Consider the following 20,257-nt stretch of genomic DNA (forward strand, 5'->3'; position numbering starts at 1 on the left):
CCGTCGGCCTCGGCAACATCCCATCGATCAGAGACCACTGAGCATCCGTAAGCAACCGAAACCGCGTCACCGCTCCAGCGTCTCAACCGATCCCCTCAACCTTTGTCAGACACGCCCTAGACCTCTGGAATGTTGAGCAGTTCCATGCGCCCATCCAGCGCGACTTCGACAGCCGTCCGCTGCTCACTGGCTCATGTTGTGGGACGACGTTCGAGCGGCGAGGGTACCCGTGCTCGAACTGTGGCCAGCCGTTCTGCCCTCGTTGCGGCGATTGCCGCTGCGAGCGAGACGCCAAGCGTGAAGTGGTCTGCACTGAGTGCTTTCTCCAGTTCCAACCACATCTCGTCGTCGACGGCCTCTGCGTGGACTGTCGCTCCTGACGCTAACTCCGCACGGCCCTATCTCGACTACCCAGTGAGAGCCCCCGCTGACTCGGACCTGGGCTGTCGGAATGGAGGTGAAGGAGATGGCTAAGAACACCGGACGAGGACACCGCGTCGGTGCCGTGAAGAGTCGCAGCGAGTTCAAGCGTGGCACGACGTGGTTCAAGCGCGACGCCGGTACCGGTCGCATCCTCAACGGCAGCCCCAAGCAGCACAAGGGCGTCCGCAACGAGAAGTGACTTCGTGGCCGGCGGCGCCGTGGTGTCGCTGGCCCAACACTGCGGCAGCGGGCGTGCCGTACAGAACCGATTCGAGTACAGCAGGAGGACGGCATGGCAGTTCACTGGGTCAACTACGACCTCAACAAGGCGGGACAGGACTACACCAAGCTCATCGACTACTTGAAGTCGCACCAGAGCTGGGCGAAACCCCTCAAGAGCAGCTTCTTCGTGAAGACATCCCTGACAGCGGCGCAGCTTCGAGACGGAGCCAAGAAGCACGTCGACGCGAACGACGACATCGTCGTCGTGACGGTCACCGGCCAATCCTGGGCCACCCACAGTATTCCCTCGGACGTGAACGAGTGGCTGAAGAAGAATCTCTAGTGTCCGACTGGGCACACGGTTCAGCGCGCCAAGGGCGGATGACAACGTCCTCTGCGGTTCGATGCCGTTTCCGTCGAAGCAGCCCGATCTTCGAGCCCGAAGGAGTGTCGGTGCCCCAGCGTAGGATACTTACATGGGTGTAGTTCGCGCAAATTCGACGGGCACCGGCGGCGAAACGCCGTCCGGGCCGCTCGAGGTGCTCGGCCACCAGGACCACTTGTCGGCGACAGACGAGCCGACCAGGCCGCCGTCCGATCGTTTCCAGATTCTCGCCCTTGATGGCGGGGGAGCCAAGGCACTGTTCACCGCTCACGTGCTCGCGCGGCTGGAACAGGACCTCGGCGTCAGCATCAGGGACTCGTTCGACTTGATCGCCGGCACGTCGGCGGGTGGGATCGTCGCGCTCGGGTTGGGTGCCGGTCTCACCCCGAGCGAGATCGTGGCGCACTACGAAGAACTGGTCGAGGCGGTCTTCCCGGCCGTGCGCCGGCGACTGTGGCGGCGACCTCGGCAACTCACTGCACCCATCTACGACGGCGATGCGCTGCGTACCGCCTTGACGAAGGTGCTTGGCGAAGGGCTGCTGGGAGACAGCGCGAAGCGGTTAATCATCCCGGCCTGGGACGTGCAACGAGGCTCCGTGCACATCTTCAAGACGCCGCACCACACACGGCTCGTCCGAGACTGGCGCATCCCGATGGTGGACATCGCGATGGCAACCTCGGCGGCACCGCTCTACTTCCCTGCCGCGCGTGTCGATGGGCACCGCCTCATCGACGGCGGCGTGTGGGCGAACAACCCCTCTGTCGTCGCGATCGCCGAGGCCGTGAGCATGCTCGACGTACCGCTCGCCTCGATCAGGGTGCTCAACGTCGGCACCATCGACCAGCTCACAAACCACCCCAAGCGCCTCGACCGCGGCGGGCTGTTCAACTGGGCGAAGCCGATCGCGCCACTGATCCTCACCGCCGGCAGCCGTGGCGGACAGGGCATCGCTGAGCATCTGATCGGCGAGTCCGCTTTCACGAGGTTCGATGCTCTCGTGCCGGGCGGACTGTACGCACTCGACTCGGCAGACCCGAGCGATGTCGTCGGCCTCGCCGCGTCCGTGAGCCGCGAGCTCAGCCCCGTCTACACCGCGCGGTTCGCAGATCATCGCGCGGCCGACTACACACCGTTGATCGGAGACCGACACCGCGGCGACCCGACCAGCACGTCGACCACGGAGGTCTCCCGATGAAACTCACTGACTACTTCAACGTCCTGCTCAAGGACACCGTCAACCTCAGCCAGGTGAAGCTCGACTCGCTCGACTCTCGCGTCGAGGCGGTCTACCAGGCGTTGAAGGCCGACGAACAGATCGGGCGCCTGATCCTCGGCAAGACGCCCCAGGGCTCGTGGGCGCACAAGACCATCATCAACCCGGTGGGCAGCAACGAGTTCGACGCGGACTTCATGCTCGACATGAGCGAGAACGCGGACTGGTCCGACGATCCCAAGAAGTACATCGAGGAGGTCTACGCGGCCCTGCACCGTCACAGCACCTACGGCAACATGCCGCACTCACGCAAGTGCCGTTGCGTCCGACTCGTCTACGCGAACTCCATGCACCTCGACATCGTGCCGCACCTCAACCTCGCCGATGGTCGCGAAGTCATCGTCAACCGCGACGACAACGACTGGGAGCAGACCGACCCCCAGGGCTTCACGGACTGGATGAAGGACAAGGACACGCTCGCGAAGGGCAACCTCCGCAAGGTCATCCGGCTGATGAAGTACCTGCGCGACCACAAAAACTCCTTCACCGGCACACGGTCGATCCTCCTGACGACACTGCTCGGCGAGCAGGTCACCGAGCTGCGCACGCTGCTCGACCCCGGCTACTACAGCGACGTCCCGACCACCCTCCTGCACCTCGTGAAGGACCTCGACGCCTGGCTCCAGGCGCGCCCGATCAAGCCCTCCATTCCAGACCCGTCCGGGTCCGGGGTCACCTTCGACCATCGGTGGGAGCAGTCGACCTACAGCTACTTCCGAGACCGCATCCATGTCCACGCCGCCGAAATCGAGGAAGCGTACGAAGAGGAGAACAAGGAGCGCAGCATCGAGCTTTGGCAGGGCATTTTCGGTGACGGATTCAAGGCCCCGGCCACCTCGTCCAACAGCGCGAAGTTCCCGGCAGCAGCTCCCGCGGCCGCTTCCACGGTGGGGCGGTCGGGCCGCGCGGGATGAGCCGACGCAACCGGGCCACGCTTTCGGCCTGGCAGAAGCATCTCGTTGACGAGTTGAGGTCACTCGCCAGGGAGCGCCCCCACGACGTGCGGATAGTCCAGCAGCCTCGGCTCGACTCTGACGGCGACGCCATCCTCCGACTCCGGCTCCACACCGCAGATATCCCTCACCGCCCCGGCGGGCTGGAACTTGGAGAAGACGAGGAGTTCATCGTCAAGATTCGCCCCTCGCTGTTTGCGCCCCCGAGCGCCGAGGTTGACCACACACGCTTCCTCGGTTTCCCGCACGTCCTCCAAGGGCAGCGGCTCTGCATCTATCTCGACCCTTCCCGCGAGTGGCGGCCGTCCGCCGGGATGGCCGGATTTCTCAGCCGACTGTGGGACTGGCTCACCGATGCCGCCGGCGGAGCATTCGATCCCTCGACCGCGATGTACCACGCTGTCGGAGGAGTGCTCCACCACGCTGACGACACACCCACCATCGTCGTCCGCGAACCTGGTCCGCCGAAGCGGCAGCAGATCGCTCGGCTCGTCGCCCGCTCACCGCACCGCTACGACCTCACCTACTCGACCGACCGCGACGGACACCGCACACCCGTCTTTGTCCTCGCGAGCGACCTTCCATTCGGCGCGGCATCCACCTTCGCGCTGTTCCTGACGCTCCTGGACGACCCGCACCTTGACCGCGCCGAAGGGCGACCACCAGAGGTCTCGCCGCAGTCGCCTGCGTTCCTTACCTCGCTGCTCGCCAGTGCTCTACGAAACCCTGACGGTACGGAGCAGTACTTCGTGCTTGCTGTGCCGCACCCCGCAGGGGGAGCGCACCATCTTCTCGGCGGACGCCTTCCCGCAACTACCGCCGACGCCTTGCGACGCCTCGCCAAGAAGCACGGCACCGCGGTCAACCTCGATCCCGCGATCATCAACGCCGACATCCCGATCGAATGGTGCAACATGTCCGACGAACGGCAAGAGGTCACGACCCGGCGCGACGACAACCGTCCCGTCAACGGCTTTCAAGGAAAGACTGTTCACATCTGGGGCTGCGGTGGCCTGGGCTCATGGCTCGCCGAGTTCATCGCACGCGCCGGAGCCAGCGCCATCACCGTCTGCGACCCCGGCACCGTCACCGGCGGACTGCTTGTGCGACAGAATTACACCGAAGCCGACATCGGCCAGACGAAGGCCGATGCCCTCGCCATACGCCTCCGCGCGATCCGCGACGACCTGACCGTCACCGTCGCAGAAGGAAGCGTCCCCGATCCAGCCGTTTCTCTCGCCGCGGACCTCATCATCGACGCCACCGTCAGTCACAGCATCGCTACCTACCTTGACACCCTCGCCGGCGAAGCCCGCAAGGCCCTCATCGCCCAGATCGCCACCGACGCCAGGACGGGATCGCTCGGTATCGCCAACATCTGCGCGCCCGGTGCCGCCTGTACGCCGTCTGAGCTTGACGACCAGGCAGGCCGCTCGGTAGTGGCCGATGGTGAGTTGGAGCTGTACCACCCGCTCTGGGAGGACGCAGCCGAAGGCGACGAACTGATCCCCACCAGAGGATGCTCAGTACCCACGTTCCACGGCTCGGCCGCGGACCTCGCTGCCGTCGCCGCGACACTCGTCAACATGATCGGCCTGCACCTCCAACAGGCAGAGGCACCTGTTTCAGGAACCCACCTCATCGCCCTGCCACACGCACCAGCAGGCCCACGGCATCGCTTCCTTCCCGCGGCGTCGGACCCCCGCGGATGAGATAGCGCGGGGTTACGTCTGTCGGCGCGCGGGCGTACAGTGGAGGCCGAGGCAGGTCCTCCTCGATTGCAGGTCCTTCGGGACGGCCCAGCTTGGGCGCTCATACACGTACTGCCTCCTCGACGGAGAGACACGTGTGACGAGAGGCCCGCCATGATCCGCATGATCTGGACGCTCAGCGCCCACACCCGCTACTACCTGCGCCGCTACATGCCGACCAATCGGCTGCTCGACGCGATCCGCCGCCGACGCAACTTGAAGTGGGGCATCCCCACGATGCTCCTCGCCGTTCCCTACCTGCTGATCGCGAGCATCTGCACCAACGCCCTCGCCGCCGGCGCCCCAGGCTGGCTGCATCTGGTCGTGTTGTGGGCGGTGTGGAACGCGATGAAGTTCATCATCATGGGACCGGTCAGCCTCATCCTCCTGATCCGTGCCCGGACCCAGGAAGCCATCGCCCGACACCGCATTCCTGCTCGTCCGGCGGTCAAGCCGTTTCAGGGAACCTCCGTCCTCCGACGGTGACAGTCGCCTCACGGGGCACGACGAGTAACCCTCGGGCGGTCACCTCCCTCGGGCCGACGCTTGCCCGCGGCGTGGCAGACGTCTCTCCCTGCTCGCCGCGTGACACGATGAGTTTGTGTCGAGGTGAACGAGAGGAGCGACACCGATGCGGTTGTCGACCATCGAGTTCAACGGCTACAAGCGCCTCGATCAGGCCTCGTGCAACGTCGACGGTCACACGATCGCGTTCATCGGCCCCAATGAGTCCGGCAAGAGCAGCGTCCTCCAAGGATTGGCGTGGCTGACGGACGACGATCGCGATGATCCTGCGCTGTCTCTGCGTGAGCAGAATCGCCGGACGCGGCCAGACTCGGGCGCCCTCGTCGTGCGCGCACTCTACAGGCTCGACCCTGACGACCTCGAAGCTCTACGCAGCCTCAACATCGACCCCAGTGGACCGATAGATGCCAAGACGGTAACCCAGTTCCGGTTCTCCCGACGCAAGGATGGCGGGCACGTCACTGGACTCTCCACGACAGTTGGCCGGAACCGCCTCCCGTTCGCGAACGCCTTCGACGCCTTGTCAAAGGTCGAGCTCGCGCGCGCTGACTCCGTTGCCCTGCTTGACGAACACGATGTAGACGACCTCGAAGCTGTCGTCCGTGAAGCCCAAGCGGCTGTCGATCCGGATGACTCGGACTGGAATATGGAACGGGTTGCTCGCGGCCAAGAGGCGCTCACCCGCCTTCAGGCGGTGATCGACCAGATCAGCCAGATCGATGTGCGTTCGGCAAAGCTCACAAAGATTCGCCGGAACGCGGAGAAGGCCATCCCGCTCCTCCAAGCGGCCGCTGAGGCAGGTGAACTTGCCGATCCGGTCGACAGCATGCGAGGTCTACTCGCCACGAGGGTCCCGAAGTTCGTTCTGTTCAGTGACGACGACCGTGACCTGGCTGAGTCATACAACCTGAGTGACGAAGCGGTGCGTTCACAACCACCAGCCCCGCTTCGGAACCTTCTGACCGTCGCAGGCACTACCGCCGAGGAAGTATGGAGCGCCATAGCCAGCGGCGATCCTGCGACGATGCGGACGCTGGGACGCCGCATGAACGAGATACTGAGTTCACGTCTCGAACCGATGTGGACTCAGTCGAAGCTGACGATTGAACTCGCACTGAACCAAGGTGGGATTCTCGAAGTCAACATCCACGAGCTGGACAGCCCGGACTTCACCGTGACTCCGATCGCCGAACGAAGTGACGGGTTGCGCACGTTCCTTGGCCTTGTGTGCTTCCTGATCGCCGCCGACCTGGAGATCCCTCCCGTCCTCATGATCGATGAGGCCGAACGCAACCTCCACTACGATGCCCAGGCCGACCTCGTGCGCGTGCTGACGCGAGAACTGCAAGTCCACAAGGTCATCTACACGACGCATTCTCCCGGCTGCCTGCCACTCGACCTCGGAACCGGCATCAGGGTGGTGGCGCGCCGGCCCGACGACCTAGCCATCAGCACTCTTGAGAACAACTTCTGGACGAAAGAGGAGCCCGGCTTCTCCCACCTGCTGTTCGCGATGGGCGCCGAAGCCGCTGCGTTCTCGGCGTTCCGGCGAGCCGTGCTGGCGGAGGGAGTAAGCGAGATGATCCTGCTCCCTACACTGCTCAGGAACGCCACAGACGGATCGCAACTGGACTTCCAGGTAGCGTTCGGGCTCTCGAATCTCTCAGCCCCACGGGCAATCAGCTCCGTAGCGCTCATCACCACGTTCCTCGTGGACGGAGATAAGTCGGGCAACGACAAGAAGAAGCAGCTCGTCGCAGCCGGAGTGCCCAAGGGTCACGTCTTCCAACTGCCGAAAGGAAAAGCGATCGAAGACCTCGTGGATCGTGCGACGTATCTGCACACAGTCAACGAGTTCCTGGCCGAGCAGGACAAGAGCATCCCCTCGGGTGCACTGGCGAACAACACGACAATCGCAAAGGCCGTGGATGACTACGCGAAGACTCACCTCTCCATGCCGGGCGGCGTCAGCCACAAGATCATCGCCACCCGCCTTGCGCTTCTCGGTGAACATTTACCCCTCAACGCGGTCGGTCGACGATTCCTCTCCGACCTGAGACCGAAACTCGAAGACGCCTTTAAGCAGGCGTACGTGCTCACGCAGGAGAACGACTGAAGAGGCGCATCACACCGTCGCTCGAACACGACGGCCGCTCGGACGGATCGCGACTCCCTGGGCCTCAAGCGCACGACGCACCGCCTGCTGGCTGACCCCGAACCGCAACCCCACCTCCAACAGCGTCAGGCCTCCGTCGTATAGCTCGACCGCTTCGGCGAGGTGACACTCATCAAGGCCGCGCCGGCGGATCGGGACCGACCGGCGGAGCAGGTGCGCCGCCGCGGTGCGGCGATGAATGCTGAACCGCTCGCCCAACTCCACGAGTGTTGCGCCCGCCTCGTACAGGGCCACCAGCTTGTCCACCTGCGCTGGGCTCAGAAAGGTTTGAGTCATCCCAACCGCTCGCACCATCCGGCCCCGCGAGTCCACCACAGACGGCTCCAACGGCCTCCGATCCCGTCGGTAGACCCCGCGCGACCTGCGAGAAGCCACCGTTTTCAAGGCCGGGCAGGGGTTCTCGAACTCTCTACGGAGGTCCACCACACAGAAGGCCGCCTCCGGGCGGCCTTCGTCGTTTCCGGGATAGTGCTCGTCCGGGATCGTGCTCGTCCGGGCTCAGGCCTATCCGAGCTCCATGCTCGTCGCGGCATGCTGGTAGCGTCGCAGCGTGAACCGCTCCAGGCCGACCACCCTCGAAGACGTCGCGCGGGTCGCCGGCGTCTCGCGGGCCACGGTCTCGTTCGCCCTCACCGGCACGGGCCGGCTGTCGGATGAGACGCGCGAGCGGGTGCGCCGCATCGCGGCCGAGCTCGACTACGCGGTGAACATCGGCGCCCGCAACCTCCGCCGGGCCAAGGCCGGCGCCATCGGCATCTACCTGCCCGAGAGCACCAACGGGCTGGCCTACTACATGAACTTCCTCTTCGGCGTGGTCGAGGTGGCGGCCGCGAGCTCGCTCTCGGTCACGATCGTGCCGGGCGGTCGTGCCCGCGACGCCGGCCGGGCCCACGTCGACGGCTTCATCCTCATCGACCCGCCGGACGACGACGACTCCGTCCGCAGCATCCTGGCGAGCCGGATGCCTGTGGTGAGCGGCGAGATCACGCCCGCCGGCGCGGACCGGCCGTGGGGAACGGTGTACTCCGACCACGCCTCGGGCATGCGCGCGATCCTCGACCACCTGCTCGAGCGGGGAGCGCGGCGTCCGGCCCTCCTGGCGCCGCCCACGACCACGGCGTGGGCCCGGGAGGTGCGCGCCTCCTACCTCGCCTGGTGCGCCGAGCAGGCGATCCAGCCGCTCGTGGAGGAGTCCACCCGTCGCGCGACCCCCGACGACGTGCGCCGCATCACGACGGGGCTCCTCAGTGCGAGCGCTACTCCGGATGCCATCATCTCGGCCCCCGACGGATCGGCGGTCGGCGCGGTGTCGGCGGTCAGGGCCCTCGGGCTCTCGGTGGGCGACGACGTGCTCGTCACGGCCTACGCCGACAGCCTCGCCATGGAGATGTGCGACCCGCCCGTGACCGCGATCGACCTGCACGCCCGCGACTTCGGCGTGCGCTGCGCCGCCCTGCTGCTGCAGGCCCTCGGCGACCCCGGCCCGGCCGCCGAGGAGGTGCAGGAGGCGTTCACGATCGATCTGCGGGCGCGGGCCTCGACCCTCGGTCGAGGCGCCGCTCCCGCGACCGTCTGACCAGCGACCGGCTGACCCGCGATCAGAACTCGCGCAGGTTCTCCCGCAGGGTCTGCTTCGTGTAGCGCGGCCGGGTGAGCCCGAGCCGCTTCAGCTCGGGCACGAGGCCGTCGGTGATCTCGGCGAGGTTCTTGCGGTTGAGCGGGCCCGAGAGCAGGAACCCGTCTCCGCCCACCTCCTCCATGACCTCGCCCATCTTCGCGGCCACCGTGGCGGGGCTGCCGACGAGGTCGATCGTGGCCACCATGTTGTGCTCGATCACGAGCTCGCGCAGGGTCTTGCCTGCGGCATCCTTCTGGTAGCGCGCCATCGTGCTCTGCTGGGCGTTGACCTTGCCGTCGAGGTCGGGCATCGGCTGGTCGAGGTCGAAGGCGGCGAAGTCGATGCCGCTGAAGTACGACATCACCGAGAGGTGCTCCTCCACGTAGGCGTCGCTCCGCTTGGCGTCGGCGCGGGCCGCAGCGATGTCGCGGGCCACCTGATCGGTCTCGCCGATGACGGGATCGACCATGAACAGGATCTTGCACTCGCCGGGCTCACGGCCGTACTTCTCCATCCGGCGGTGGATGTCCTCGCGGTAGGCCCTCATCGAGTCGAGGCCGTTGGGAACGCAGAAGATCACGTCGGCGAAGCGCGCGCCGAACTCGCGGCCGGCGGGGGAGCCGCCCGCCTGCGAGATGACGGGGCGGCCCTGAGGCCCCGGAGGCGTGTTGAGCGGGCCGCGGGAGGAGTAGAAGCGGCCCTCGAACTCGATCGGGTGCACCTTGGTGTAGTCGGCGAAGACGTGCTTCTCGGTGTCCATGATCACGGATCCGGGCTCCCACGAGTCCCAGAGCTGCGTCACGAGATCGGCCCACTCCTCGGCCATCTCGTAGCGCAGGTCGTGAGCGTGGTGGTTGTCGAAGCCGAAGTTCTGGGCCGCACGGTCGCTCGCCGAGGTCACGAGGTTGCCGCCCGCGTGGCCGCCGGAGAGCTGATCGAGGGTCGTGAGCATCCTGGCCGCCATGAAGGGCGGGTAGAACGAGGTCGAGATGGTGGGGATGTAGCCGAGGTCCTTCGTGACCTGGGAGAGGATCGCGACCATGGCCGTGGGGTCCGAGCGCGGGATCTCCTGGGCGAACTTCAGGTCGGCCTCCATGCTGCCGCCGAAGATGTCGGGCACCATCAGGCCGTCCTGGAACACCATGAAGTCGAAGGCGGCTCGCTCGAGGGCCCGCGCCGCGTCGGAGTAGAGCGCCGGTGAGTACCAGTCCTCGTTGTCGGTGCCGGCCCAGTCGCGGTTCCAGGACTGCACGCTGTAGCCGTTGCCGACGAACCAGCCGAGATGAAACATGGGTGTCTCCGTATCGCGTTGAGGGGGGATGCCCTCTGATGATGGGAAGCGCCGAGAAGCCCTGTCAAACCGATCGGATGCCATCCGGGATCTTTTTACACAGCGGCCACAAAGCCGAAACACGGGTCGAGCCAAGGAGTGCCCCCGACGGAGGTCGATTCGGCGCGGAATCCTGCGGGGAACGGCACCTCCGCCTCGATGCGACAACCGATTCCGCAGGTTACCTCATGTTTCCACCACGTAAATCCTCCGCCCGTCGGTTGCTTCGCCTGACCCCTGCTGTCACGATTTAGCAACCACCACCCCGCACCAGACCCGAGGAGCATCCGTGTCGTTCGAATCCCGCGCCGCCGAACTCGGCCTCGCTGTTCCGGACTACTCGGCCGTGCCCTATCACGGCCTCTCGTACGGCTCGATGAAGGCCTTCCACAGGACCGGGAACCTGCTGTTCCTCTCCGGTCACGTCGAAGACGCCCCCGGCCACGAGGGCGCCGCGCTCCACGCGGGCCGCCTTGGCGCCGAGGTCACGGTCGACGAGGGCTACGAGGCCGCACGCCTCACCGCCCTCAACTGCCTCGCCACCATCCGGCTGGCCCTCGGCAGCCTCGATCGGGTGAAGAGCCTCGTCGGTTCGCTGAACTACGTCGCCGTCGCACCCGGGTTCACCGATGTCCACCTCATCTCCAGCGGTGCCACAGACCTCTTCCTCGAGCTCTTCGGGGAGGAGGCCGGCCTCGGCGGGCGCGCCACCATCGGCGTCGCGGCCCTCGCCGGCAACCACTGCTTCGAGAACGTCCTCACTATAGAAACGGTTGATTGACATGATCCGACGCACCACCACGGCGGCTTCCCTCGCCGCCGTCGCCGCGCTCTCGCTCACGCTCGCGGCCTGCTCCAGCAGCGCGAGCTCCGACTCCGGATCCGGCGACGCGGAGGGCGAGATCGCCCTCGGCTACACGGCCACGCTCACCGGCGACTTCGCCAGCTACGGCCTCGAGATGCGCGAGGGCGTCGACCTCGCCGTGGAGGAGCTCAACGACGAGGGAGGCATCGACGGCCGCCAGGTGAAGATCGTCTCGGCCGACGACGAGGGATCGCCCGCCAACGGCCCCGTGGTCGCCCAGCAGTTCTGCGACGACACCGCCATCGCCGCGGTGCTCGGCTACAGCTTCTCGAGCGTCGCGCTCTCGGCCCTCCCCGTCTACGACAGCTGCGGTCTGCCGATCGTGGCCTCCGCCGTGACCTCGCCCGAGCTCACCGGTGCGAGCGACGTGTTCTTCCGCGACGTCTTCACCGACGCCTACCAGGGCGCCGAGATGGGGGCGCACGTCGCCGACGGCGGCGTGGAGAAGGTCGCCGTGCTCTACCAGCAGGACGACTACGGCCAGGGCGTCTCCGAGGCCTTCAGCACCGCCTTCGAGGAGGCCGGCGGCGAGGTCACGAGCTCCCAGGCCTACCAGCTCGGTGCCGTCGACTTCGGCACGATCGTGAACACCGCGCTGGCCGACGAGCCGGATGCGATCTTCATCGGCGGCTTCTACACCGAGGCCGCCAAGATCGCGACGCAGCTGCGCACGAGCGGATCCGACCTGCCGATCTACGGCACCGACGGCGCCGTGAGCCCCGACCTCGTCTCGCTCGGCGGCGACGCCGTCGAGGGCATGACCGTCTACTCGGCCTTCTCGGCCGCGGCGGGCACCGACGCCTCCTCGGCGTTCATCGACGCCTTCACCGCGAAGTTCGACAAGGAGCCGAGCTCGTGGGCCGCGCTCGCCTACGACGCCACCATGGTGGTCGCCGAGGCCATCACTGAGGCGGGTTCCACCGACCGCGCCGCCGTGGCCGAGGCCCTGGCCTCGATCGAGGGCTTCGGCGGGGTCACGGGCGACATCACCTTCGACGACGGCGGCGACCGGCTCGGCGAGCTGATCTTCCTGCAGGTCGACGGCGGCGAGTTCGTGGCCGCGGCCGAGTAGCAGCCACCGGACAGCAGCACCGGACAGCGGCCGGGTGCCCCCACACACCCGGCCGCCCCCGTTCATCTCCACCCCGAGGAAAGCCTCCCCATGACCCAGGTACTCATCAACGGCCTCGCCGTCGGAGGGATCTACGGCCTGCTGGCCGTCTCCTTCAGCGTCGTCTACGGCGTGCTCGGCATGGTCAACTTCGCGTTCGGCGAGGTCTTCATGTTCGGCGCGTTCGGTGCGCTCGTGGCCGCGGCCGCGAACACCCAGATCGCGGGCGCCGACTTCGCCGGCCCGGCGCTGCCGCAGTGGGCGGCCATCGGCGTCGGCCTCGTCGTAGGGGCGGTCGTGGGCCTCCTGGTGGAGCGGATCGCCTACAAGCCGCTCCGGAACGCCCCCATCCTCTCGATGCTCATCACGGCGATCGCGGTGTCGATGCTGCTGCGGGCGGTGGGGACGTTCCTGTTCGGGGCGTCCCAGTCTCCCGTGCCCGCTCCGGACCTCGGCGAGGCGTTCGAGGTGCTCGGTGCCCGCATCCAGCCCATCGACATCGTGATCTTCTCGGTGGCGATCGTGGCGACGGGAGCCTTCTGGGCCCTCGTGAAGTTCACCCCGATCGGCCGCGCCATCCGCGCCACCGCGCAGGATCGCGACGCGGCCAGGCTGATGGGCATCGGCGTCGACAAGGTCATCTCCACCACCTTCGTGCTCGGCTCGGTGATGGCAGCCCTCGCCGGCATCCTCTACTCCCAGAAGTACGGCTTCGCCGCCGCGGGCATGGGCTTCATCCCGGGGCTCAAGGCCCTCGTGGCCGCGGTGCTCGGCGGCATCGGCAGCATCCCGGGCGCCTTCGTGGGCGGTCTCGTGATCGGCCTCACCGAGGAGCTCGCCGCCGCCTACGTGCCCGAGGGCGCCGCCTACCGCGACGTGATCGCCTTCGGCGTGCTCGTGCTCATCCTGTGGCTCCGGCCCCAGGGCATCCTCGGCCGCCGCGAAGTGCAGAAGGTGTGACCATGATCGTCAAATCCTCCCGGGCGCTGCCCCGCCTGACCCGCCTCGCGATCCCCGCGGTGCTCGCCATCGTGGCCGTGCTGCTGCCCTTCATCCTGCCCGGCGACCGCTGGGTGCGGGTCGCCGCCCTCGCGCTGATCTACATCGCTCTCGCGAGCGGGCTCAACATCCTCGTGGGACTCACGGGCCTGCTCGACCTCGGCTTCATCGCCTTCTTCATCGTGGGGGCGTACACGACCGCCATCCTCACCGTGCAGCTGTTCGTGAACCAGCTCGGGTTCGACCCCGACACCCTGTGGTGGCTGTTCCCGATCAGTCTCGTCGGCGCGCTCGTGCTCGCCGGCATCGCCGGCTGCATCCTCGGCTATCCCACGCTGCGGGCCCGCGGGGACTACCTCGCCATCATGACGCTCGCCTTCGGGGAGATCGTGCGGCTGGTCTCCATCAACTGGATCGGCCTCACCGGCGGCTCCGTCGGCATCCGGGGCATCCCGCCGTTCGCGATCGGCGACCTCGAGCTCACGTCGCCGTCGGCCAACTACTACGTGGTGCTCGTGATGGTCGTCGTCATCCTGGTGGCCCTCGCCGGCGTCGTGGCCTCGCCCGTCGGCCGCGCTTGGGTGGCGATCAGGGAGGACGAGCTCGTCGCCTCCTCGATGGGCATCCGCACCCGGCGCTACAAGCTGCTCGCCTACGTCTGCGGCGCCTCGATCGCCGGAGTCACGGGGGTGTTCTTCGCGCACATGCAGCAGTTCATCAACCCCGACAGCTTCACGCTCGAAGACAACTTCATCGTGCTGAGCCTCGTGATCCTCGGCGGTGCCGGCACCTTCTGGGGGCCGGTCGTGGGGGCGACGCTCTGGATCTTCTTCCAGGCGATCGCTCGCGACTGGACGATCGTGCAGGAGCACCCTGAGTTCCGCACCGGGTTCCTCGCACTGATCGTCGTGGTGCTCATGATCGTGCGGCCGGGCGGCATCGTCTCCCGGAAGCTCAAGCTCACACGCTCGGGGGGCGACCCGGAGCGGCCGGCGCCGAGGACAGCGGCCGAGGTCGGCGAACCCGACCCGGTCGAGGCGGGCGCTCCCGTGCTCGTGGTCGACGCGGTCGGCCGCACCTTCGGCGGCCTCACCGCACTCGGCTCGGTGAGCTTCGAGGTGCGGCGGGGCGAGATCCTGGGCCTGATGGGCCCCAACGGGGCGGGCAAGTCGACGCTCCTGAACGTGCTCTCCGGGGTCACGAAGCCCTCCCGCGGCAGCATCACCTTCCGTGGGGACCGGATCGACGGCCTCGACTCGGATCGGGTCAGCGTGAAGGGCGTGGCCCGCACCTTCCAGACCGTGCGGCTGTTCTGGCAGATGACGGTGCTCGAGAACCTGCTGGTGGGAGCACACGAGCGGCTCCGCGGCTGGGTGCCCGCCTTCGCGCTGCGGCTGCCCCGGCACCGGCACGACGAGGCGCGCGCGCTCACCGAGGCGGGATCGGTGCTCGAGTTCGCCGGGGTCTGGGACGAGCGGACGAGGCGGACCTCGACCCTCAGCTACGACTCGCAGCGGCGCGTCGAGATCGCCCGCGCGCTCATGACGAGGCCGAAGCTGCTGCTGCTCGACGAGCCCGCCGCCGGCATGAACGAGTCCGAGACGAAGGCACTGGCCTCGCTGATCACCGCGATCAGGGACTCCGGCACCGACGTGGTGCTCATCGAGCACGACATGGACCTGCTGATGAGCGTCTCGGACCGCATCGTGGTGCTCGACCACGGCGAGGTCATCGCCACGGGCACCCCCGACGAGGTGCGGCGGAACCCCGCCGTGCTCGAGGCCTACCTGGGGAGCGACGCATGAGCCTCTTGACCGTGGACGGGCTCGGCGTGCGCTACGGCGCCGTGCGGGCCGTGACCGGGGCATCGCTGCACGTCGACGACTCCGAGCTCGTCGTCATCGTGGGCGCCAACGGTGCCGGCAAGTCGAGCCTCCTGCGCGCCGTCGCCGGGCTCGCGAAGTCGGAGGGCACCGTGGCGTTCGCCGGCCGCACGGTCTCGGGATCGAGCACCGAGTCCCGCGTGCGCTCGGGGCTCTGCCTCGTGCCGGAGGGCCGGCACCTCTTCGGCCGGATGAGCGTGCTCGAGAACCTGCAGATCGCCACCTGGGGGAGCAGGCACCACCTGAAGAACGAGCTCGAGCGCATCTACGAGCTCTTCCCCGTGCTGAAGGAACGCGCGCACCAGGTGGCGGCCACGCTGTCCGGCGGCGAGCAGCAGATGCTCGCCATCTCGCGGGCCCTCGTGCGGCACCCGAAGCTGCTCATGCTCGACGAGCCCTCCATGGGGCTCGCGCCGCTCGTGGTCAAGCAGATGTTCGAGCTCATCGCCGATGTCAACGCGCAGGGCACGAGCGTGCTCCTCGTCGAGCAGAACGCCCGCATGGCGCTCTCCATCGCCCACCGCGGCTACCTGATGGAGACGGGCACCCTCTCGGGCGGCGGCAGCGCCGCCGCCATGGCCGACGACGAGAGCCTGCACGCCGCGTACTTCGGGCGATCCTCGCCCTGACGACGCCGCGGCCCGCCTCCTCCCTCTCACCTCGATTCACGGAAGACCACCATGAACCCCTCCTCCCTCGCGCCTGCGGCGACCCCCGGCGTGGCCCTCGCGGCCCCGCACCTCGACGCCGTCGACGCCGCGCGGCGCATCGTGGCCGAGGGCGGCACGGCGATCGACGCGGCCGTCGCCGCGGCCGCCGTGCTCACCGTCGTCTACCCGCACATGTGCAGCGCCGGGGGAGACCTGATCGCCCTCGTGCGGACGCCCGACGGGGTCGAGACCTGCGTCAACGCCTCCGGCGCCTACGGCTCCGCGCGGCCGGTCGAGGAGCTCTTCGACGGGGTCGCCACGATGCCCGTCGCAGGTCCGCTCACCGTCTCGGTGCCGGGAGTCGTGGCGGGATGGGCCGAGCTCCTCGAGCGCTGGGGAGCCCTGTCGGCCGCCCAGGTGCTCGCCCCGGCGATCGCGCTGGCCCGCGACGGCATGGTGGTGAGCCCCGGGCTCGCGAAGGCACTCCAGGTCGACCGGGAGGGCCTCGCCGCCGACCCCGGCATGCGAGCGATCTTCTTCGACGGCGATCTCCCCGCCGCCGCCGGCACCCTGGTGCGGCAGCCGGCGCTCGCCGCGACCCTCGAAGCCCTCGCCCGTGACGGCCTCCGCTCCTACTACACCGGTGAGGTCGCGCAGACCCTCGCGCAGGGCTTCGCCGAGCTCGGGGTGCCCGTGACGGAGGCCGACCTGGCGGCGCACACGGTGCGGCTGGAGGAGCCGATCGGGCTCTCCGTCGACGGACTGCACGTGTCGACCGCGGGCCCGAACTCCCAGGGCTACACGATGCTCCGCACCCTCGGTGCCGCTGAGGTGCTCTCACCCGCGGGCATCACGGGCCTCGACGCCGCGGTGCTCGCCGAGCTCTTCCACAGCGGCGACGTGCTGCGCGACGCCGAGCTCGCCGATCCGCTCGTCGTCGACGTCGACGTGCAGGGGGTGCTGTCTCCCGACGGCCTGGCCGAGGCCGCGGAACAGGCCGTCACCAGTGCCCGCACGGGGGAGCGCGCCGTCTCGGCGGTGACCCCGCGGCCGGGTGGCGACACGGTGGCCGTGGCCGCCATCGCCGACGACGGCACGGCGATCTCGCTCATCCAGTCGGTCTTCCACTCGTTCGGATCGCTGCTGCTCGAACCCACGACGGGGCTCGTGCTGCACAACCGCGCGGCCTTCTTCACGCTGCAGGAGGGCGCCCCGAACCGGGTGGCTGCGGGCAAGCGCCCGGCGCACACGCTGCTGCCGGTGATCGTGCGGGATGCCGAGGGTGCGGTCGCCGCGCACGGCACGATGGGCGGCAAGGCGCAGTCGCAGATCCACACCCAGCTCGTGCTGCGGGTGCTCGAGGGGGCCGATCCGGCCACCGCGGTCAGCGCCCCGCGCTTCATCGTGGGAGGTCTCGACAAGGGGACGACCAACGACTACGTGATGGTCGAGGCCGATCTCGACGACGGCACCCGCAGTGAACTCGAGCGAGGGCGCCTGCGGATCGTGGCGGGCTCGGTGCACGACTCCGACGCGGGGCACTCGATGATCGCGAGGCGGGCGGCCGACGGAACCCTCTCGGCGGGAGCCGATCCTCGAAGCGACGGCGGGGTCCTGCTGCCGTGAGCGCTCCGCGACCCACGGCCGAAACACCCCCGAAAACTGGGTGTGGGATAACTGCAGCATGGCGGCACTGAGCTTCGGCATCTTCCAGTACATCGGCCCGAACGGCACCGTGGGGTCGGCGTGGCAGCACCCCGACGACACGTCGGCGGAGTTCACGAGGCTCTCGCACTGGACGGCGCTGGCCGAGAAGTTCGACGCCGCCGGGCTCGACTTCCTCTTCCTCGCCGACAGCTACGGCTTCCCCGCCCTCGACGGGGAGCTGCTCGAGGCCGCCGTGCGCGAGGGGCGCGGCGTGCCGCAGGGCGACCCCATGCCTCTCGTGTCGGCCCTCGCGGCGGTCACCCGGCGGCTCGGCTTCATCGTGACGACCTCCACCACGGTCGAGGCACCGGCCGCCAACGCCCGCCGCTTCGCGACCCTCGACCACTTCACCGACGGGCGCGTGGGCTGGAACATCGTCACCGGATCATCCGGTGCCACCGCGGCGGCGCTCATGGGCAAGGAGCTCATCTCGCATGATCTGCGCTACGACATGGCCGACGACTACGTCGACGTGAACCTCACGCTCTGGGAGGGCTCCTGGGAGGATGACGCGCTCGTCCGCGACAAGGAGACCGGCGTCTACGCCGACCCCGATAAGGTGCATCTCGTGCACCACGACGGGCCCTATTTCCGCACCGACGGCATCCTGAACCTGCCGCCGTCGCCGCAGCGCACGCCGCTGCTCGTGCAGGCCGGCGCATCCGGGCGCGGCCGCCAGTTCGCGGGGCGGAACGCCGAGGCCGTCTTCGTGGGTGGGGGAGAGCCCGCGACGGTCGCTCGGAACGTCACCGGCATCCGGGAGAGCGCCGTGGCCGAAGGCCGACCGGCCGACTCGATCCGGATCCTCGTGGGCGCGCTGTTCATCACGGCGCCGACGAGCGAGGAGGCCTGGGCGAAGCACGCGCAGATGCTCGAGCTCTCGAGCCCCGAGGGTGCCGCCGCGATCTACGCGGGCAACACCGGGGTCGACCTGCTGGCGCTCGACCCCGATCGGCCGATCGCACAGACGAGCACCGAGATGGGGCAGTCCAACCTCGAGCGCTACCTCGGCAAGGACGGCAAGCCCGCGCCGCTCGTGCGCGACATCCTCGAGAACTTCCGGCGCACCGGCATCAACGGCAGCGTCTTCGTGGGGTCGCCCGAGGAGGTCGCCGACCAGATCGAGGCGCTCGCGGCCGAGACCGGGGTCGACGGCTACCTCGTGCAGCCGCACCTGACTCCGGGCACCTACGACGACCTGATCGAGCTGCTGCTGCCGGTGCTGCGGGAACGCGGGCTCGCGGCACCGCTCGCCGCCCCGGACGCTCCGTCGACGACGCTCCGGGAGCGGCTGTTCCCGGAGGGCGGGCCGCACCTGCCCGCCACGCACCGCGGCTACGGGTTCCGCGCGGGGCGCTGACCGTCAGTCGTCGAGCGCTTCGAGCACGTCGTTCGAGGGCACGAAGAACGTCGATCCGGTGACCGCCGTCGAGAAGTCGAGGATGCGGTCGTAGGAGCCGATCGGATCACCCACGAACATGTGGCGGAGCATCTGCTCGATCACCCACAGCTCGCGGGCGTAGCCGATGAAGTAGGTGCCGAACTCGCCCGCGCCCGGCCGGCCGAAGGGCATGTTGTCGCGCAGGATGTCGTGCTCCACGCCGTTGGCGTCGGTGATGGTGTTGAGCGCCTTGTGCGACTTGCGCTCGCCCGGCACGTCGTCGAGCTCGACGTTGTCGGCCTTCGTGCGGCCGATGATGCGCTCCTGCTGCTCGGTGCCGAGTGCAGCCCATGCCGTGAGATCGTGCAGGTACTTCTGCACCACCACGTAGCTCCCGCCCGCGAAGGCCGGATCCTCCTCGCCCACGAGCGACCAGTGCGCCATGGCGGCGCCCGTGGGGTTCTCGGTGCCGTCGACGAAGCCGAGCAGGTCGCGGGCGTCGAAGTAGCGGAAGCCCTGCACCTCGTCGACCACGGTGACCGCGTCGCCGAGCTTGTCGAGCAGCAGGCGCTCGAGCTCGAACGTGAGGTCGCCGCGCTCGCTCCGGATGTGGAACAGCAGGTCGCCGGGGGTCGAGGGCGCCGTGTGCACGGGGCCGCGCACCTCGAAGAACTCGCGCAGCTGCGCCGGCCGCTGCTCCTGGCCGAAGCGCTCCCAGGCGCGGGCGCCGATGCCCACGTTGCACGAGAGGTGGGCATCGAGGTCGCGGAAGCCCACCGCGCGCACGAGTCCGCCGATGTCGGCGATCACCGAGCGCGCACGGGCGGCGGCCTCGGCGGAGTCGCCGATCGTCACCACCAGGAAGACCGCCGCGCGCGACAGCGGGGCGTTGACGCTCTGCGGTTCGATGGGGGTGCGGTCCCAGGATTCCTCGTGCATGGGGCGAGTCTAAGGTGTGGTCGCCCGATCTCGAACGATATATCGGCGATGTATTGACAGAAC

18 protein-coding genes are annotated in these 20,257 nt (G+C 68.2%); 15 read left to right on the top strand and 3 right to left on the bottom strand.

Annotated elements, in window-relative coordinates; all coding sequences use genetic code 11:
• The first annotated feature begins 466 nt into the window (after positions 1-466).
• From Q0D57_RS08420 to Q0D57_RS08450, 7 genes are all read left to right on the top strand, one after another.
• Positions 467-622: a hypothetical protein gene (locus Q0D57_RS08420; protein WP_162841963.1), complete on the top strand. Its 156-nt coding sequence runs from the start codon at positions 467-469 to the stop codon at positions 620-622.
• Between the two features lie 93 nt (positions 623-715).
• Positions 716-988, top strand: coding sequence for a hypothetical protein (locus Q0D57_RS08425; RefSeq protein ID WP_090586856.1), 273 nt, complete (start codon positions 716-718; stop codon positions 986-988).
• 133 nt (positions 989-1,121) lie between these two features.
• A complete protein-coding gene (locus tag Q0D57_RS08430) occupies positions 1,122-2,228 on the top strand; it encodes a CBASS cGAMP-activated phospholipase (protein WP_090586858.1) in 1,107 nt (368 codons plus the stop codon).
• A complete protein-coding gene (locus tag Q0D57_RS08435) occupies positions 2,225-3,220 on the top strand; it encodes a cyclic GMP-AMP synthase DncV-like nucleotidyltransferase (RefSeq protein ID WP_090586860.1) in 996 nt (331 codons plus the stop codon). Before Q0D57_RS08430 ends, Q0D57_RS08435 begins: the two co-directional genes overlap by 4 nt.
• Positions 3,217-4,971, top strand: coding sequence for a ThiF family adenylyltransferase (locus tag Q0D57_RS08440; protein ID WP_090586862.1), 1,755 nt, complete (start codon positions 3,217-3,219; stop codon positions 4,969-4,971). Before Q0D57_RS08435 ends, Q0D57_RS08440 begins: the two co-directional genes overlap by 4 nt.
• A gap of 153 nt (positions 4,972-5,124) precedes the next feature.
• On the top strand, positions 5,125-5,496 hold the full coding sequence (locus tag Q0D57_RS08445) for a sulfate permease (protein WP_090586863.1): 372 nt from the start codon (positions 5,125-5,127) through the stop codon (positions 5,494-5,496).
• 151 nt (positions 5,497-5,647) lie between these two features.
• The gene (locus Q0D57_RS08450) at positions 5,648-7,651 is read left to right on the top strand and encodes an AAA family ATPase (protein ID WP_291041346.1); all 2,004 of its coding nucleotides are present in this window, start codon (positions 5,648-5,650) and stop codon (positions 7,649-7,651) included.
• A gap of 9 nt (positions 7,652-7,660) precedes the next feature.
• Here Q0D57_RS08450 and Q0D57_RS08455 read toward each other — a convergent pair whose 3' ends face one another.
• Entirely contained in the window at positions 7,661-7,987 is a 327-nt protein-coding gene (locus tag Q0D57_RS08455) for a hypothetical protein (protein ID WP_245702830.1), read from the bottom strand.
• 274 nt (positions 7,988-8,261) lie between these two features.
• Here Q0D57_RS08455 and Q0D57_RS08460 point away from each other — a divergent pair, with 274 nt between their 5' ends.
• Positions 8,262-9,287 carry a LacI family DNA-binding transcriptional regulator gene (locus Q0D57_RS08460; protein WP_291041349.1) on the top strand — a complete coding sequence of 342 codons (1,026 nt, stop codon included), beginning with the start codon at positions 8,262-8,264 and terminating at the stop codon, positions 9,285-9,287.
• Positions 9,288-9,309: 22 nt separating this feature from the next.
• Here the strand turns inward: Q0D57_RS08460 and Q0D57_RS08465 are convergent, their stop codons facing one another.
• Positions 9,310-10,620 (bottom strand): NtaA/DmoA family FMN-dependent monooxygenase, encoded by a 1,311-nt coding sequence (locus Q0D57_RS08465; protein WP_291041352.1) that lies wholly within the window; start codon positions 10,618-10,620, stop codon positions 9,310-9,312.
• Between the two features lie 328 nt (positions 10,621-10,948).
• Here Q0D57_RS08465 and Q0D57_RS08470 point away from each other — a divergent pair, with 328 nt between their 5' ends.
• From Q0D57_RS08470 to Q0D57_RS08500, 7 genes are all read left to right on the top strand, one after another.
• Positions 10,949-11,440, top strand: a complete 492-nt coding sequence (locus Q0D57_RS08470; RefSeq protein ID WP_291041355.1) for a RidA family protein — start codon at positions 10,949-10,951, stop codon at positions 11,438-11,440.
• Position 11,441: 1 nt separating this feature from the next.
• Positions 11,442-12,596, top strand: coding sequence for an ABC transporter substrate-binding protein (locus tag Q0D57_RS08475; RefSeq protein WP_291041357.1), 1,155 nt, complete (start codon positions 11,442-11,444; stop codon positions 12,594-12,596).
• A 90-nt stretch (positions 12,597-12,686) separates the two neighbouring features.
• Positions 12,687-13,595, top strand: coding sequence for a branched-chain amino acid ABC transporter permease (locus tag Q0D57_RS08480; RefSeq protein ID WP_291041360.1), 909 nt, complete (start codon positions 12,687-12,689; stop codon positions 13,593-13,595).
• Positions 13,596-13,597: 2 nt separating this feature from the next.
• The gene (locus Q0D57_RS08485) at positions 13,598-15,439 is read left to right on the top strand and encodes a branched-chain amino acid ABC transporter ATP-binding protein/permease (protein WP_291041364.1); all 1,842 of its coding nucleotides are present in this window, start codon (positions 13,598-13,600) and stop codon (positions 15,437-15,439) included.
• Positions 15,436-16,146, top strand: a complete 711-nt coding sequence (locus Q0D57_RS08490) for an ABC transporter ATP-binding protein (RefSeq protein WP_291041367.1) — start codon at positions 15,436-15,438, stop codon at positions 16,144-16,146. Before Q0D57_RS08485 ends, Q0D57_RS08490 begins: the two co-directional genes overlap by 4 nt.
• A gap of 51 nt (positions 16,147-16,197) precedes the next feature.
• Complete coding sequence (locus Q0D57_RS08495) at positions 16,198-17,793, top strand: gamma-glutamyltransferase (RefSeq protein WP_291041370.1); 1,596 nt, start codon at positions 16,198-16,200, stop codon at positions 17,791-17,793.
• A 58-nt stretch (positions 17,794-17,851) separates the two neighbouring features.
• Positions 17,852-19,234 (top strand): NtaA/DmoA family FMN-dependent monooxygenase, encoded by a 1,383-nt coding sequence (locus Q0D57_RS08500; RefSeq protein WP_291041373.1) that lies wholly within the window; start codon positions 17,852-17,854, stop codon positions 19,232-19,234.
• Between the two features lie 3 nt (positions 19,235-19,237).
• Here Q0D57_RS08500 and Q0D57_RS08505 read toward each other — a convergent pair whose 3' ends face one another.
• Positions 19,238-20,194 carry a Dyp-type peroxidase gene (locus Q0D57_RS08505; RefSeq protein ID WP_291041377.1) on the bottom strand — a complete coding sequence of 319 codons (957 nt, stop codon included), beginning with the start codon at positions 20,192-20,194 and terminating at the stop codon, positions 19,238-19,240.
• Positions 20,195-20,257: the final 63 nt, after the last annotated feature.

Source organism: Herbiconiux sp. (assembly GCF_023264895.1).
Classification (GTDB): Bacteria; Actinomycetota; Actinomycetes; order Actinomycetales; family Microbacteriaceae; genus Herbiconiux.